This window comes from Streptomyces sp. NPDC059906, from assembly GCF_042730645.1.
GTDB classification, from domain to species: Bacteria; Actinomycetota; Actinomycetes; order Streptomycetales; family Streptomycetaceae; genus Streptomyces; species Streptomyces rubrogriseus.
In genome coordinates this window covers 86,880-101,509 of the sequence record NZ_JBHWKU010000026.1, presented here as the reverse complement: position 1 = coordinate 101,509, position 14,630 = coordinate 86,880, and the positions used below count along the sequence as shown (strand labels likewise).

Annotated in this window: 14 protein-coding genes; 10 read left to right on the top strand and 4 right to left on the bottom strand. The window is 72.9% G+C overall.

Features of this window, described 5'->3' with window-relative positions:
* The first annotated feature begins 72 nt into the window (after nucleotides 1-72).
* The 7 genes from ACFV9J_RS30790 to ACFV9J_RS30760 all read left to right on the top strand — a co-directional run bounded on the left by ACFV9J_RS30790 (nucleotide 73) and on the right by ACFV9J_RS30760 (nucleotide 6,176).
* Entirely contained in the window at nucleotides 73-1,845 is a 1,773-nt protein-coding gene (locus ACFV9J_RS30790) for an ATP-binding protein (RefSeq protein ID WP_385359519.1), read from the top strand.
* Nucleotides 1,842-2,249, top strand: coding sequence for a roadblock/LC7 domain-containing protein (locus ACFV9J_RS30785; RefSeq protein ID WP_003971722.1), 408 nt, complete (start codon nucleotides 1,842-1,844; stop codon nucleotides 2,247-2,249). Before ACFV9J_RS30790 ends, ACFV9J_RS30785 begins: the two co-directional genes overlap by 4 nt.
* Nucleotides 2,246-2,593 (top strand): DUF742 domain-containing protein, encoded by a 348-nt coding sequence (locus ACFV9J_RS30780; RefSeq protein WP_003971723.1) that lies wholly within the window; start codon nucleotides 2,246-2,248, stop codon nucleotides 2,591-2,593. Before ACFV9J_RS30785 ends, ACFV9J_RS30780 begins: the two co-directional genes overlap by 4 nt.
* Nucleotides 2,574-3,215, top strand: coding sequence for an ATP/GTP-binding protein (locus tag ACFV9J_RS30775; RefSeq protein ID WP_385359516.1), 642 nt, complete (start codon nucleotides 2,574-2,576; stop codon nucleotides 3,213-3,215). Before ACFV9J_RS30780 ends, ACFV9J_RS30775 begins: the two co-directional genes overlap by 20 nt.
* Entirely contained in the window at nucleotides 3,212-4,453 is a 1,242-nt protein-coding gene (locus ACFV9J_RS30770) for a cytochrome P450 (protein WP_385359514.1), read from the top strand. Before ACFV9J_RS30775 ends, ACFV9J_RS30770 begins: the two co-directional genes overlap by 4 nt.
* Nucleotides 4,450-5,673 (top strand): cytochrome P450, encoded by a 1,224-nt coding sequence (locus ACFV9J_RS30765; RefSeq protein WP_385359513.1) that lies wholly within the window; start codon nucleotides 4,450-4,452, stop codon nucleotides 5,671-5,673. The genes ACFV9J_RS30770 and ACFV9J_RS30765 overlap by 4 nt, the downstream gene beginning before the upstream one ends.
* Before the next feature lie 98 nt (nucleotides 5,674-5,771).
* Nucleotides 5,772-6,176, top strand: a complete 405-nt coding sequence (locus ACFV9J_RS30760; RefSeq protein WP_385359511.1) for a hypothetical protein — start codon at nucleotides 5,772-5,774, stop codon at nucleotides 6,174-6,176.
* A 37-nt stretch (nucleotides 6,177-6,213) separates the two neighbouring features.
* Here the strand turns inward: ACFV9J_RS30760 and ACFV9J_RS30755 are convergent, their stop codons facing one another.
* A complete protein-coding gene (locus tag ACFV9J_RS30755) occupies nucleotides 6,214-7,371 on the bottom strand; it encodes an enolase C-terminal domain-like protein (RefSeq protein ID WP_385359510.1) in 1,158 nt (385 codons plus the stop codon).
* 152 nt (nucleotides 7,372-7,523) lie between these two features.
* Between ACFV9J_RS30755 and ACFV9J_RS30750 the strand changes: the two genes are divergently transcribed.
* Complete coding sequence (locus tag ACFV9J_RS30750) at nucleotides 7,524-8,327, top strand: ribonuclease BN (RefSeq protein WP_385359507.1); 804 nt, start codon at nucleotides 7,524-7,526, stop codon at nucleotides 8,325-8,327.
* Between the two features lie 204 nt (nucleotides 8,328-8,531).
* Here the strand turns inward: ACFV9J_RS30750 and ACFV9J_RS30745 are convergent, their stop codons facing one another.
* From ACFV9J_RS30745 to ACFV9J_RS30735, 3 genes are all read right to left on the bottom strand, one after another.
* Nucleotides 8,532-9,575, bottom strand: a complete 1,044-nt coding sequence (locus ACFV9J_RS30745) for an SDR family oxidoreductase (RefSeq protein ID WP_385359504.1) — start codon at nucleotides 9,573-9,575, stop codon at nucleotides 8,532-8,534.
* Nucleotides 9,572-11,374: a thiamine pyrophosphate-requiring protein gene (locus tag ACFV9J_RS30740; RefSeq protein ID WP_385359501.1), complete on the bottom strand. Its 1,803-nt coding sequence runs from the start codon at nucleotides 11,372-11,374 to the stop codon at nucleotides 9,572-9,574. The genes ACFV9J_RS30745 and ACFV9J_RS30740 overlap by 4 nt, the downstream gene beginning before the upstream one ends.
* 109 nt (nucleotides 11,375-11,483) lie before the next feature.
* The gene (locus ACFV9J_RS30735) at nucleotides 11,484-12,542 is read right to left on the bottom strand and encodes a LacI family DNA-binding transcriptional regulator (protein WP_385359498.1); all 1,059 of its coding nucleotides are present in this window, start codon (nucleotides 12,540-12,542) and stop codon (nucleotides 11,484-11,486) included.
* Between the two features lie 192 nt (nucleotides 12,543-12,734).
* Here ACFV9J_RS30735 and ACFV9J_RS30730 point away from each other — a divergent pair, with 192 nt between their 5' ends.
* Both ACFV9J_RS30730 and ACFV9J_RS30725 read left to right on the top strand, forming a co-directional pair.
* Nucleotides 12,735-13,661 carry a carbohydrate ABC transporter permease gene (locus ACFV9J_RS30730; RefSeq protein WP_385359495.1) on the top strand — a complete coding sequence of 309 codons (927 nt, stop codon included), beginning with the start codon at nucleotides 12,735-12,737 and terminating at the stop codon, nucleotides 13,659-13,661.
* Nucleotides 13,662-13,668: 7 nt separating this feature from the next.
* Entirely contained in the window at nucleotides 13,669-14,619 is a 951-nt protein-coding gene (locus ACFV9J_RS30725) for a carbohydrate ABC transporter permease (RefSeq protein WP_385359494.1), read from the top strand.
* Nucleotides 14,620-14,630 lie beyond the last annotated feature (11 nt).

Genomic DNA, 14,630 nt, shown 5'->3' with positions numbered 1-14,630 from the left:
AGCCCACGGCTCGTATGCGCCCCCGTTGGACGACCCGAGGGCCGCTCCGGCGGCCAGGCGAGGACCCGATTGATGACCGCGCCCGCCCGCCCCGGCGACCGCCCCACTCCCCGCGCCCTCGCCGCAGTGGCCCTGCCGTGCGCCCTCGTGTCGGCGCTCGTCGTCGGCGGGGCCGTCGCCGCCGCGCCCTCCTCGGTGCGCCTGCCGCTCGGACTCGGCGCCGGTGCCGCGACGATCCTGCTCTGCGCGGCACTGACGGCGGCTGTGCACGCGGTCCGCGCCGAACGGGCCACCCGCCGGCTGCTGACGGCCGCCCGGACGGAGGCGGATGCCGAACGGACCCGGGCCACGGCCACGGCCGAACGGGAACGGGAGGCCCTCGTCGCCGAGTTCACGCGCGAGCGGGACCGGCTCGCCGGGCAGCGGGACCGGGAGGTGGCACGGCTCACCGAGGAGTCGGCCCGGCTGGGCGAGCGTCTCAAGCAGGCCACCGGTGAGCGGGCCGCCGCCGTCTCCGCGACCGCCAACGCGGCCGGCCGGATGCAGGCGCTGGCCACCGGCATGCTCGCCGACCTGCGCGTCATGGAGGAGCGGCACAGTGACGAGGCCGTCCTCGCCGACCTGCTCCACCTCGACCACCGCACCGCACAGGCGGGCCGGCTCGCCGACTCCGTCGCCGTCCTCACGGGCGCCCGCTCCGGCCGCCGTTGGGCGCGTCCGATCGGCATGGAGTCCATCCTGCGCGGCGCGATGGGCCGGATCGCCGGCTACCGGCGCGTGCGCGTGCACTCCAGCAGCGACACCGCGGTGGCCGGGCACGCCGCCGAGGGCGTCATGCACGCCCTGGCCGAACTCCTGGACAACGCCGCGAACTTCTCCCCGCCGACGGCGGAGATCCACGTGTACGTGGAGGAGGTGCCGGCCGGTGTCATCGTGTCCGTGGAGGACAGCGGGCTGGTGATGGGCGAGGTGCAACTGCGCCGGGCCCAGCGGGCGGTGGCCGGTGAGACGGCGGGGCTCGGCGGCCTGACCGGCACCCGGCTGGGCCTGGCCGTGGTGGGGCGGCTGTCGGCCAAGTACGGGCTGAAGGTGTCCTTCCGGCCGTCCGCGCGCGGCGGTACGGGCGTACTGATGCTCGTCCCCCAGGACATCCTGAGCGGTCCCGCCGTCCCCACCGCGCCGGGGGCGGCCCCGGCGGCGACGACGCCCGCGGAGACCCGGGACGACCGACGGCACACCCCCGCACCGCCCGCGGCCGAGCCCGCCCCGGCCGGCGCGGCCCCCGAGCCGCCGCCCGTCCACGATCTCGCGGACCGGGATCGGGACCAGGACCGGGACCGGGACCAGGACCGGGACCGGGACCAGGGCCGGGGCCGGGACCAGGGCCGGGGCCGGGACCAGGACCGGGGCCGGGACCAGGGCCGGGGCCGGGCCCAGGACTGGGACCGGGACCAGGGCCGGGACCAGGACCGGGACCAGGACCAGGACCGGGACCAGGACCAGGACCAGGACCGGGACCGGGGCCAGAACACGGATCGCGACCGCGGCCAGGAGCCGGACCGGGAACCGGACCCGTCCGCCGAGGAGCTGCTGCCCAAGCGCCGTCGTGGCCGCACCCTCGCCGCCGCCGAACGCGCCCGCGCCGCCGCCAGGGCCGCCGAGCCGCGCGCCACGCCGTCCGCCGGTGACGCGAAGGCCCGCGCCGCCCGCTTCAGCAGCTTCCGCCAGGCCGTCCGGACCACCACCACCGGCGCCACCACCGGCGCCGCCGCCGAACCGGCCGAGGCGGCCCCCGACCTCCCGTCCCACTCATCCGCGCACCCGGAAGGCGACACCACTCCATGACCGGCTCGACCACCGCCGACGAGAAGCTCACCTGGCTCATCGAGGGCCTCCTGGAGCGCACGCCGGGCGCGCGGCACGCGCTCGTCCTCTCCCGTGACGGACTCAAGCTGTGCCGCACCCCGGAACTCTCCGTCGACCAGGCCGACCAGCTGGCCGCCATCGCCGCCGGCATCCAGTCGCTGTCCCACGGTGCCTCCGTGGAGTTCGGCGACGGCAGCGGCGGGGTGCGTTCGGCGATGACCGAGTTCTACGGCGGGATCCTGTTCATCGTGGAGGCCGGCGAGGGCGCGCACCTCGCCGTGGTCACCTCCGAGGACGCGGACGCGGGGCTCGTCGGACACCACATGAGCGAACTGATCGAGCAGCTCGGCGAGCACCTCACCGCGCGGCCGCGCACGTCATGAGCCGCCCCGGCAGGGACGACGCGCCCGACCGGCTGTACACCGTCACCCAGGGACGCAGCAGCTCGGGCCCCGACAACCCCTTCGACCTGGTCACCCTCGTGGTCGCCGAGTGCGCGCCGATGCCCGGCATGCAGTCCGAGCACACGGCGATCCTCAGGCTGACCGAGGCCCCCACGGCCGTCGTGGAGATCGCCGCCGAACTGCGGCTCCCGGTGAGCATCACCAAGATCCTGCTCTCCGACCTGCACGCCGCCGGCCGGGTGAGCGCACGCCACCCGTACACGGCAGCCGTCCCCGATCCCGACATCCTGGAGCAGGTGCTCGTTGGACTCCGCAATCTCTGACGCCCCGACCCGGGCGAGCGCCCCGGCGCGCACCCCGCTGGGCGCGGCCGCCGACAACGGTCTGAAGATCGTGGTCGTGGGCGGCTTCGGCGTCGGCAAGACGACCATGGTCCGTTCGGTCAGCGAGATACGCCCCCTCAACACCGAGGAGACGATGACGCAGGCCGGCGAGGCGGTCGACGACATCAGCGAGGTGCGCGGCAAGTCCGCGACGACCGTCGCCTTCGACTTCGGCCGCATCAGCCTCGACGCGCGCAACGTGCTGTACCTGTTCGGCGCGCCCGGACAGGAGCGGTTCTGGTTCCTGTGGGACCGGCTGTTCTCGGGCACGCTCGGCGCGGTGGTCCTGGTGGACACCCGGCGCATCGACGACTCCTGGTACGCGATCGACCGCCTGGAGCACCACGGCACGCCGTTCATCGTCGCCTGCAACGACTTCGGCGGCCCGGAGCATCCGCCCGAGGCCGTCCGCGAGGCCCTCGACCTGGATCCGCGGGTGCCGCTGGTCTCCTGCGACGCCCGGTCCCGGGAGTCCAGCAAGCAGGTGCTGATCACGCTGGTCGAGCATCTCCAGGCCCACTACGCCGGTTCCGCCGCCCGGCCCCGACAGGAGTTCGCGTGAGCACCGACGCCCACGACGTCCCGGGCGCCGTCCCGCTCGGCGGCCCCCGTTTCCAGACCGATCCCGCCCTGCTGTACCGGCAGATGCGGCGCGAGCACGGCGCCGTCACGCCGGTCGTGCTGGACGGCGACGTACCGGCCTGGCTGGTGCTCGGGTACCGCGAGCTGCACCAGGTGACCGGCGACCCGGTGCTGTTCAGCCGGGACTCGGACCTGTGGAACCAGTGGGAGAACATCCCGGACGACTGGCCGCTGCTGCCGATGATCGGCCGCAGGCAGCCGTCGATCCTGTACACGGTCGGCGAGCGGCACCGCGAACGCGCCGCCATGATCAGCGACGCGCTGGAGGCCGTCGACCCGCACCTGCTGCGCGGTCACGCCGAGCGGTTCGCCGACGAACTCGTCGACCGGCTGTGTGCGAAGGGCGAGGCCGACCTCGTCGGCGACTACGCGATGCTGCTGCCGGTCCGGGTCCTGGCCCGCCTGTACGGGTTCCCCGACGAGCAGGGTCCGGCACTGGTCACCGCGCTCAACGACATGATCGACGGCAGGGAGCGGGCCCTGGCGGGCCAGACGCACCTCGCCACCTCCATGGCGCGGCTGCTGGCGGACCGCAAGGCGGCGCCCGCCGACGACGTCGCCTCCCGGATGCTGGCCGACGAGAGCGGCTTCACCGAGGAGGAGATCGCCCAGGACCTGATGGTGATGATGGCCGCGGGCCACCAGCCGACGGCGGACTGGATCGGCAACTCGCTGCGCCTGATGCTGACCGACGACCGCTTCGCCGCCTCCCTCTTCGGCGGGCGCAACAGTGTCGCCGAGGCCATGAACGAGGTGCTGTGGGAGGACACTCCCACGCAGAACGTGGCCGGTCGCTGGGCCGCCCGGGACACCCAGCTCGGCGGGCGCCGCATCCGGGCCGGCGACCTGGTGCTGCTCGGGCTGCAGGGCGCCAACTCCGACCCGCAGGTCCGCACCGACGGCTCCGCGCTCACCGGCGGCAACAACGCGCACTTCTCCTTCGGCCACGGCGAGCACCGCTGCCCGTTCCCCGCGCAGGAGGTCGCCGAGGTGATCGCGCGCACCGGCATCGAGGTCGTGCTCGACCGGCTGCCGGACATCGACCTGGCGGTGCCCGCCGGGTCCCTCACCCGTCGCCCCTCGCCCTGGCTGCGGGGGCTGACCGAGTTGCCCGTGCGGTTCACCCCGACCACTGCCCTGGGAGGCACGTCAGCATGACGACCGGCACCGAAGAAGCCCGGATCCCGCTGGACCCGTTCGTCACCGACCTGGACGGCGAGAGCGCCCGGCTGCGCGCGGCCGGACCGCTCGCCGCCGTGGAGCTGCCGGGCGGCGTGCCCGTGTGGGCGGTCACGCACCACGCGGAGGCCAAGGCCCTGCTCACGGACCCGCGGCTGGTCAAGGACATCAACGTGTGGGGCGCCTGGCGGCGCGGCGAGATCCCCGCCGACTGGCCGCTGATCGGGCTGGCCAACCCGGGCCGCTCGATGCTCACGGTGGACGGCGCCGAGCACCGCCGGCTGCGCACCCTGGTGGCGCAGGCGCTCACGGTGCGCCGGGTGGAGCACATGCGGGGGCGGATCACCGAGCTGACCGACCGCCTGCTCGACGAACTGCCCGCGGACGGCGGCGTCGTGGATCTCAAGGCGGCCTTCGCCTACCCGCTGCCGATGTACGTCGTCGCCGACCTGATGGGCATCGAGGAGGCGCGGCTGCCGCGTCTGAAGGTGCTGTTCGAGAAGTTCTTCTCGACGCAGACCCCGCCCGAGGAGGTCGTGGCGACCCTCACCGAGCTGGCCTCGATCATGGCCGACACGGTCGCCGCCAAGCGGGCGAACCCCGGGGACGACCTGACAAGTGCGCTGATTCAGGCGTCCGAGGACGGCGACCGCCTCACCGACGCGGAGATCGTCTCGACCCTCCAGCTGATGGTGGCCGCCGGTCACGAGACGACGATCTCGCTCATCGTGAACGCCGTGGTCAACCTGTCCGCCCATCCCGAGCAGCGGGCGCTGGTGCTCTCCGGTGAGGCGGAGTGGTCCGCGGTGGTCGAGGAGACACTGCGGTTCTCGACGCCCACCTCGCACGTCCTGATCCGGTTCGCGGCCGAGGACGTTCCGGTCGGCGACCGGGTGATACCCGCCGGGGACGCGCTCATCGTGTCGTACGGCGCACTGGGCCGCGACGAGCGCGCCCACGGTCCGACGGCGGACCGGTTCGACATCACCCGCACGTCCGGGAACCGGCACATCTCCTTCGGCCACGGCCCGCACGTGTGCCCCGGTGCGGCGCTGTCCCGGATGGAGGCGGGCGTGGCGCTCCCGGCCCTGTACGCCCGCTTCCCGCACCTGGACCTGGCGGTGCCGGCCGCGGAGCTGCGCAACAAGCCGGTGGTCACGCAGAACGACCTGTTCGAGCTGCCGGTCAGGCTGGCCTGACCCCGCCCGGCCGCGGCCCGGTCCCTCCCCCGCGGGGCGTTTGCATCCCGCCCCGCGGGTAACTCCGGCATTCCGGACACCGATCCCCGGGAGTCGCCATGTGGAAGCGCAAGGGCAGGAAGGACCGCCGGGCCGCCAGGCCGGTCCCCATGGAGCTGTGCGACCTGTGCGCCAGGGTCTTCCCCGAGGACGAGTCCGTGACGGGCTACGTGCCGGACTCCTCCGCGGCGCACGCCACCAACGAGTGGTTCGACGGGCTGCGGCTCATCACCGCGTGCTCGGACGACCACTTCGACGTGATCAAGGACGGGTACGCGCACCGGCCCTTCGTGGACGAGGAGCTGTGGGCGGCCAAGCTGACCCGGGCCCTGACCACCGGCCCGCCGGCCCTCTCCATGGACCAGCTCGGCTGCCGGACGGGCCTCCAGGAGCCCCAGATCCGTGCGGCCGTCGCCTGGCACAACGAGCGCATGCGGGAGGCCCAGCAGCGCAGCGACCCCTGACGTCGGCGATCCGGCGACGTCGGCGATCCGGCAGGGGTCAGCGTGCCGGCCGGACTCCGTGCACCCGGTAGGGCTCCGCGTCGGCCCACCTCACCTCCAGGCCGAGGCCGGGCCGCGAGGTGTCGGGACGCAGGGCCCCGCCCTCGGGCGACGGGATGCCGTCGAACAGCAGCCGCTCGACGCGCACGTGGTCGTGGAAGTACTCCAGGTGCCGCAGCCTGCGCACGGCGCAGAAGGCGTGGGCGGACACCGCGGGTGCGCAGTGCGCCGACAGGTCGAGGTGCCGGGCGGCGGAGAGCCCCGCGACCTCCAGCACACCGGTGACGCCGCCGCACCGGGTGACGTCGGCCTGGAGGCAGTCGACGGCCCGTCCCTCGGTGAGGTTGGCGAAGTCCTGCGCGGTGAAGGCGTACTCCCCCGCGGTGATCTCCAGCCTCGCCGGGCCCCGCTCGCGCAGCATCCGCAACCCCTCCAGGTCGGCGGAGGCGACCGGCTCCTCGAACCAGCGCACGTCCCACTCCTCGTGGAAGCGGTGCGCCCAGTACAGGGCCTCCTTGCGGCCGAGCGCCCCGTTGGCGTCGGTGAACAGCTCGGGCCCGTCGCCCACCGCCCGGCGTACGGCCCTCAGGCGCCGCGGGTCGGCCTCCGGGTCCCGCGAGGTCTTCAGCTTCACGCGCCCGATGCCCTGCCGGACCCATCCGGCGAGCTGGTCGGTGAGGCGGTCCAGGCAATAGTTGGTGAAGCCGCCGCTGCCGTAGACGGGCACCCGGTCGTGGTGGGCCGGCAGGAGGTGGACCAGCGGCAGACCCAGCAGCCGTGCCTTGAGGTCCCACAGCGCCACGTCGACGGCGGACAGGGCCATCGCCCCGGCGCCGGGACGGCCGGCGTTGCGCATCCGCGCCCCCATCCGCTCCCACAGCGCGGGCGGCGAGGAGACCGGCCGGCCCTTGACGACGGGCGCGAGCACGGAGTGCACGAAGGACGCCACCGACACGTCCCCGTAGGTGTAACCGAGGCCGGTGCGGCCGTCGGCGTGCACGCGCACCAGGACCAGGGTCGTGGCGTCCCACTCCAGGGTGCCGTCCTGCTCGCGGCCCTCGGGGCCGTCGGTGGGGACCTCGAAGGCGTGCACGTCGACCGCGTCGACCACGCAGTCGTCCAGTGCCGGTGTGTCCGGGCCGGTCAGCGACGTCATCGCGCACTCCTCGCCTTCGCGTACCGGGGCCGGTTCCCCGCGCCGTCCGGTCCATGCGCGGGCCGTCCGGGTCAACCGACGTTTGTCGGGGCGCGGGCCGGGTCACTCAGTCTCCCGTCGCGAGCCATCGAAAGGACGCCCGAGGAGCACCCGTGAACCGGTTGTGGCGGCCGTTCCACCGTGTGTGGGACTGGCTGGCCGCGTCCGCCCTGGTCCGGCGCGGCCGGGACCTGGAGCTGATGCACAGGGCCATGGGCTTCGCCACCCTCGCCCTGGTCACGCTGGCACCGCTGCTGATCGTCGTGGCGGCGGCCGACCCGCTGGGGCGCGGGGGCTTCGCCTCGTGGCTGGCCGACGGCATGGGGCTGTCCGGGCGGTCGGCGAAGGTGCTGACCGACATCATCAGTCCGCCGACCAAGGTCGTCGGCACGACGAGCCTGTGGGGCGGAATCCTGCTCGGCGTGTTCGGCGTGTCCTTCGCGGCGAGCGTCCAGAACGGCTACGAGCGCATCTGGGAACTGCCCTCCGGCCCGTGGCACCGCATCTGGCGCCAGATGACCTGGGTGGCCCTGCTGACCGCCTACCTCTACCAGGAGGTGCAGACGCGCACCGCGCTGCACGGTACGGCGCGGATCGCGCTGTCGACCGCCAGCGGCATGCTGTTCTTCTGGTGGGGCCAGCACTTCCTGCTGGGCGGCCAGGTCCGCTGGCGCGACCTGCTACCGGGGGCGGTCGCCACGATGGTGGGGCTGATCGGCCTGCGCGGCTTCTCGTACCTCTTCTTCACGCCGCTGATCCTCGACAACGCGTTCAGTTACGGCGCGGTCGGCATCGTGCTGGTGGTGGAGTCCTGGCTGATCGGGGTCGGGTTCGTCGTCTTCGGCGGCGCGATGGTCGGGCACTGGTTCTGTGAGCACCACTGGTGGGCGAGGAACATCGACCGGAGACCGGACTGACCGGAGACGGGACGGACAGGGGGCCGAACGGCCGCATGGACCGGATGGACCGGACGGCCCGGACGGCTCGGGCGGCCCGGAGACCGGACGGCCCGGACAGCCCGGAGACCGGACGGACCGGACAGCCCGGAGACCGGACGGACCGGACAGCCCGGAGACCGGACGGACCGGAGAAGCGAGACCGGACTGCGGTCGGCCCGCGCGTCAGCCCGCGCGCCGACGCAGTCCGCCGGCCAGGGCCGCGGCCGCCGCCCCCGTCACGGCCGTGGCCAGGGCCAGCGGCCGGCGGTTGCGGGAGATCCAGAACTGGACGCTGCGCGAATGCGCCTCGTCGTCGAAGATGCCGTGTGCGCCGTAGTCGTCCGGTGCGGTGTCGTCCGGCGGCTTCCAGAGGTTGGCCGGCCGCGACGGATCGACGGGCCGGTCCGTCTGCTGCCCGTCGTAGCCGGTGCGCGCCAGATAGCGGTCGAGGAGCCCCGGGGCGAGCTTCTGGCCGAGCAGGGTGGCGACGGTGGAGCCGCCGACCCAGTACATGCGCCGCCCGGGGTGGTCGGCGGCGTACAGCACGGCCCGGGCGGCGACCTCGGGCTGGTAGACGGGGGCCACCGGGCGCGGATGGCGGGGCAGCCGGGTGAGGACCCAGCTGAACTGGGGCGTGTTGAGCCCCGGCATCTGCACCATGGTCACCCGCACCCCGCTGCGGTCGTGCAGCAGCTCGCAGCGCAGCGACTCGGTGAACCCCTGGATGGCGTGCTTGGCCCCGCAGTAGACGGCCTGGAGCGGGACGCTGCGTTCGGCCAGGGCCGAGCCGACCTGGACGATGGTGCCGCGGTCGCGCGGCGTCATGCGCCGCAGGGCGGCCTGGGTGCCGTGGACGAAGCCGAAGTAGGTGACCTCGGTGGCCCGCCTCAGCTCCTCGGGCCGGATCTCCTGCACGGGCGCGAAGACGGTCGAGAACGCGGCGTTCACCCACACGTCGATCGGCCCGAACTCCTCCTCGACGCGGGTGGCCGCCGCGTCCACGGCCTCCGCGTCGGCGACGTCCACGACCAGCGGCAGCGCGCGCCCGCCTGCCTCCTCGACCTCCTCGGCGGCCCGCCGAAGGGCGTGCTCGCCGCGCGCGAGCAGGGCCACCGCGGCCCCGCGGGCGCCGAAGGCCCGGGCGGTGGCCCGGCCGACGCCGCCGGTCGCGCCGGTGACGACGACGACCTCGGCGCCGTCCCCGCCCCGGTCCCGGGCGCCGCTCACTTCCTGCCCCGGCCGGGGAGGTGCTCGGCGTACTCGGTGAGCTTCTGGCGTACGCCCTTGGTGGCGATCCCGGTCAGCTCCGGGTCGTGCAGCGCCGCCTTGATGGCCTTCTTGCCCTGGTCCTTCATGATGTGCGGCGGGATCGGCGCGATCTCCGCGTCGACCTTGAACTCCAGGACCACGGGCCGGTCGGCGGCGAGCGCCTCGTCCCAGGCGGAGCCGACCTTCTTGGGGTCGGTGCAGACGATGCCCTTGAGGCCGAGGAGCTCGGCGTAGGCGGCGTAGGGGACGTCGGGGATGTCCTGGGAGCCCGGGTACTTGGGGTCGCCGGCCATGGCGCGCTGCTCCCAGGTGACCTGGTTGAGGTCCTGGTTGTTGAAGACACAGAAGATGAGCGGCGCCGACCCGGACAGGCGGTCCAGATAGCGCTTGACGGTGATCATCTCGTTCATGCCGTTCATCTGGAACGCGCCGTCCCCGATGAAGGCGATCACCGGCCGCTCGGGGTAGGCGAACCGCGCCGCGATGGCGTACGGCGTCCCCGGGCCCATCGTGGCCAGGGTGCCGGAGAGCGAGGCCTGCATGCCGTCGCGCAGCAGGAGGTGGCGGGCCCACCAGTTGGTGCCCGAGCCGGAGTCGGCCGTCAGGATGACGTCGTCCGGCAGCCGCGGGGAGAGTTCGGCGGCGACGGCCTGGGGGTTGATGGTCTTGCCGAAGTGCTCGCCCGCCCAGCGGTCGCACAGGTCGTGCCACTCCCGGACGTCCTTCTCGATCTTCTCCCGCCAGCCGCGGTCCTCCTTGCGCTGGAGCATCGGGATCAGGGCGCGCAGGGTCTCCCTGGAGTCGCCGACGAGGTGGGCGTCCATGGGGTAGCGGATGCCGATCATGCGTCCGTCGATGTCGATCTCCACGCCCCGGGCCTGCCCCTCCTCCGGCAGCCACTCCGAGTACGGGAAGCTGCTGCCGACCATGAGCAGGGTGTCGCAGCCCTGGATCATGTTGTCGCTGGCCTTGCTGCCCAGCAGGCCAATGGGGCCGGTGACGTAGGGCAGGTCGTCGGGCAGGACCTGGCGGCCGAGCAGCGCCTTGGCGACACCGGCGCCGAGCAGTTCGGCGACCTCCTTCACCTCGGCCTCCGCGTTCGCCGCGCCCTGGCCGACGAGCATGGCGACCTTGCCGCCCGCGTTGAGCACGTCGGCGGCCTTGCGCAACTCGTCGAGGTCGGGCAGCACCCGCGGCCTGCTCCAGCCGACGCTGGAGAAGACGGACCCGTGCTCCCTGGGCGGGGAGGGCTGGGCCTCCTCCTCCTGGATGTCGTTCGGGATGATGATGGTGGCGACGCCCCGGCTGGTCAGCGCGGTCTTGAAGGCCCGGTCGATGACGTGCCGGGCCTGGCCCGGGTGCACGACCATCTGGCAGTACTCGGAGACGTCCGCGAACAGCTGGTCGAGGGCGATCTCCTGCTGGTAGTGGGTGCCCAGCGACAGCCGCTTCTGCTGGCCCACCACCGCCACCACGGGCTGGTGGTCGAGCTTGGCGTCGTACAGGCCGTTGAGGAGGTGCACGGCGCCCGGCCCCGAGGTGGCGACGCAACAGCCCACCTCGCCGGTGAACTTGGCGTGACCGCAGGCCATGAACGCCGCCATCTCCTCGTGCCTGGCCTGGACGAACTCCGGGTCGCCGTCGGCCCGGTCGAACGCGCCGAGCAGTCCGTTGATGCCGTCGCCCGGATAGCCGTACACGCGCCGGACGCCCCACTCGGACAGACGCTGGAGCACATAGTCGGCGACTTGGGTCATGGAACTCTCCCGGACGTGGGGGGACGACGGTCGGCTTGTGGGGTTTCCCTCCCGGCCGCTCCCAAACCGGCCGTCCGTCCCCTTCGCCCGCTCCCGTGCCCCCGCCCGCCTACCCGGGCGGCGGCGCCGTGCTCGCCCGGGTCACCAGCCGGGTCGGCACCAGTGTCGTGCCCTGTTCCGGGCCCGCCGCGCGCATCTTGCGCAGCACGGCCCGCACGCACAGCCGCCCGACCTCGGCGAAGTCCTGGTGGACGGTGGTCAGCGGGGGCAGGAAGGAACCGGCCTCGGCGATGTCGTCGAAGCCGATGACGCTGACGTCCTCGGGCACCCGCCGCCCGTGTTCGTGCAGGGCGCGCAGCAGGCCGAGGGCCATCTGGTCGTTGGCCGCGAAGACGGCGGTGCAGTCCTCGCGGGCGGCGAGTTCCAGGCCGGCCCGGTAGCCGGACTCCGCCGACCAGTCGCCCCGGACGAGCGGCGGCGGGGTGCGGCCGGCCTCGGTGAGCGTGCGCCGCCAGGCGTCGGTGCGGCGCTGGGCGGCGAAGGAGCCCTCGGGACCGCCGAGGTGCCACACCGTGTCGTGCCCGAGGTCCAGCAGGTGGCGCACGGCGGCGCGGCTGCCGCCGGCCTGGTCGGTGTCGACGACGGTGTAGGTGTCGCCTGCGTCGGAGTCGACCACGACGACCTGGACGTGCGGCGGCAGTTTGAGGGAGGCCGCGTCCAGGAGGTGGACCTCCATGATGACGATGACCGCGTCGACTGCCAGCTCCTCCAGCCGCGAGAACGCGCCGCGCACCTCGTCCTGGGTGGGGACGGCGACCGGCAGCAGCGTCACCGCGTATCCCTCGCTCGCCGCGGAGGTCGCGATGGCCTCCAGGGTGCGCACGTTGCCGGTGGTGGCCAGCGTGAAGGTGATGACTCCGATGGTGCGGAACTCACCGCGCTTGAGGGCCCGGGCCGCGCTGTTGGGCCGGTAGCCCAGCTCCTTCATGGCCGCCAGCACCTGCTGCCGGGTCTCCTCGGTCACGCCCGCGTAGCCGTTGGAGACGCGGGAGACGGTCTGCGAGGAGACTCCGGCCAGCCGGGCCACGTCCGCCATGGAAGCCGTGCGGTCCCGGCCGCGCCGGGGACGCGCGGGTGCGCTCGTCGGGACTTCCTCAGCCGTGCTCACTCGCCGTCAGCCGCCTCTCTGTCGCTGTCGGGTCCGGGTGCGCGAGGACCCTTGACCGTCGTCATCGGGGCAGTGTAGACATGCCGCCATCAGATGTTTACGTAAACATAGCAGCTCGCCGCCCTTTCGCGATGCGCCGTGTTTACGTAAACATCAGGCGAAGCTCCAGAACCTGGACGAGCGAGGAACGACATGACGACGCTGCAACCGCCGGCCGCCGCCGAGCCGCGGCCGGCCCCGCCGCCGGTGAGGCGGGACCGCCGCTCCTGGACGGGGTGGGGGTTCCTCGGCCCCTTCGTGGCCGTCTTCGCCCTGGTCTTCCTCGCACCCATCGCGTACTCGGTCTACCTCAGTCTCTTCCGCGACCAACTGATCGGCGGGACCACCTTCGTCGGCCTCGACAACTACGCCGAGGCCCTGAAGGACGACCGCTTCTGGGCCTCGCTCGGCCGGGTCGCCCTCTTCCTCGCCGTACAGGTGCCGATCATGCTCGGCATCGCGCTGCTCGTGGCCCTCGCGCTGGACAGCGGCCGCCTCTACGGCCGGGACTTCTTCCGCATCTCCATCTTCCTGCCGTACGCCGTGCCCGCCGTGGTGGCCACCCTGATGTGGGGCTTCATGTACGGCACCCGCTTCGGCCTGGTCGGTGACATCAACGGCGCGCTGGGCGTCTCGCTGCCCGACCCGCTCTCCCCCGACCTGGTGCTCGCCTCCATCGGCAACATCGTGACCTGGGAGTTCGTCGGCTACAACATGCTGATCTTCTACTCGGCACTGCGCGTCGTGCCGCACTCGCTGTACGAGGCGGCCCAGATCGACGGCGCCGGGCAGATCCGCGTGATCACCGCCATCAAGCTCCCGGCCATCCGCGGGGCCCTGGTGATCGCCACGATCTTCTCGATCATCGGCAGCTTCCAGCTCTTCAACGAGCCCAGCATCCTGCAGCCCCTGGCGCGCAACGCGATCACCACCGACTACACGCCGAACTACTACACGTACGCGCTGTCCTTCAACGGGCAGCAGCACAACTACTCCGCGACGGTCGCCATCGTCATGGGACTGATCACCATGGTCATCGCCTACGCCGTGCAGCTGCGCGGCATGCGCAAGGGAGTGTGAAGCAGCGATGACCAGTCCCGTCGCCACCGCCTCGGACCGTTCCGCGCCCACGCCGTCCGGTACCTCCCGCTCCGCCCCGCGGCTGCGTACGCCCCGGCGCCGGCACTCCGCCGACCGGCCCCGGCGCAGCGTGCTGCTGACCGTGCTCACCTCGCTCGTCCTGCTGTACAGCCTGGTTCCGCTGGTCTGGCTGGCCGTCAGTGCCACCAAGACGCAGGAGGGGCTGTCCCGTTCCGCCGGTCTCTGGTTCGACGGCGACTTCGCGCTGTGGGACAACATCACCGAGACGTTCACCTACGACGACGGCGTCTTCGCCCGCTGGCTGCTCAACACCCTGCTGTACGTGGGGCTGGGCGCGGGCGGCGCGACGTTCCTCGCCGTGCTCGGCGGCTACGCGCTCGCCAAGTTCGACTTCCCGGGCCGGCGGTCCGTCTTCGCCGTCGTCATCGGCGCGGTGGCCGTGCCGGGGACGGCGCTGGCGGTGCCGACCTTCCTGATGTTCAGCAAAATGGGCCTCACCAACACCCCCTGGGCGGTGATCGTCCCGTCCCTGATCTCGCCGTTCGGCCTCTATCTGATGTGGGTGTTCGCGACCGAGGCCATCCCGACCGAGCTGATGGAGGCCGCCCGCATCGACGGGGCGGGCGAGCTGCGCACCTTCTTCCGGGTCGCGCTGCCGCTGCTGGCGCCCGGCGTCGTCACCGTCCTGCTGTTCACCATGGTCGCGACCTGGAACAACTACTTCCTGCCGCTGGTCATGCTCAAGGACCCCGACTGGTACCCGCTGACCCTGGGGCTCAACAGCTGGAACCAGCAGGCCGCGACCGCGGGCGGCGAGGCCGTCTTCAACCTCGTCGTCACCGGGTCGCTCATCACCATCCTGCCGCTCATCGCCGCGTTCCTGCTGCTCCAGAAGTACTGGCAGTCCGGTCTCGCCGCCGGAAGCGTCAAGGAGTAGCCCTCCCCCGA

Bases quoted from the DNA above. Each gene is read 5' to 3' on its own strand.
- ACFV9J_RS30785 (WP_003971722.1), top strand. From the start codon at position 1,842: ATGACCGGCTCGACCACCGCCGACGAGAAGCTCACCTGGCTCATCGAG.
- ACFV9J_RS30725 (WP_385359494.1), top strand. From the start codon at position 13,669: ATGACCAGTCCCGTCGCCACCGCCTCGGACCGTTCCGCGCCCACGCCG.
- ACFV9J_RS30755 (WP_385359510.1), bottom strand. From the start codon at position 7,371: ATGACGTCGCTGACCGGCCCGGACACACCGGCACTGGACGACTGCGTG.
- ACFV9J_RS30790 (WP_385359519.1), top strand. From the start codon at position 73: ATGACCGCGCCCGCCCGCCCCGGCGACCGCCCCACTCCCCGCGCCCTC.
- ACFV9J_RS30740 (WP_385359501.1), bottom strand. From the start codon at position 11,374: ATGACCCAAGTCGCCGACTATGTGCTCCAGCGTCTGTCCGAGTGGGGC.
- ACFV9J_RS30765 (WP_385359513.1), top strand. From the start codon at position 4,450: ATGACGACCGGCACCGAAGAAGCCCGGATCCCGCTGGACCCGTTCGTC.
- ACFV9J_RS30760 (WP_385359511.1), top strand. From the start codon at position 5,772: ATGTGGAAGCGCAAGGGCAGGAAGGACCGCCGGGCCGCCAGGCCGGTC.
- ACFV9J_RS30780 (WP_003971723.1), top strand. From the start codon at position 2,246: ATGAGCCGCCCCGGCAGGGACGACGCGCCCGACCGGCTGTACACCGTC.
- ACFV9J_RS30730 (WP_385359495.1), top strand. From the start codon at position 12,735: ATGACGACGCTGCAACCGCCGGCCGCCGCCGAGCCGCGGCCGGCCCCG.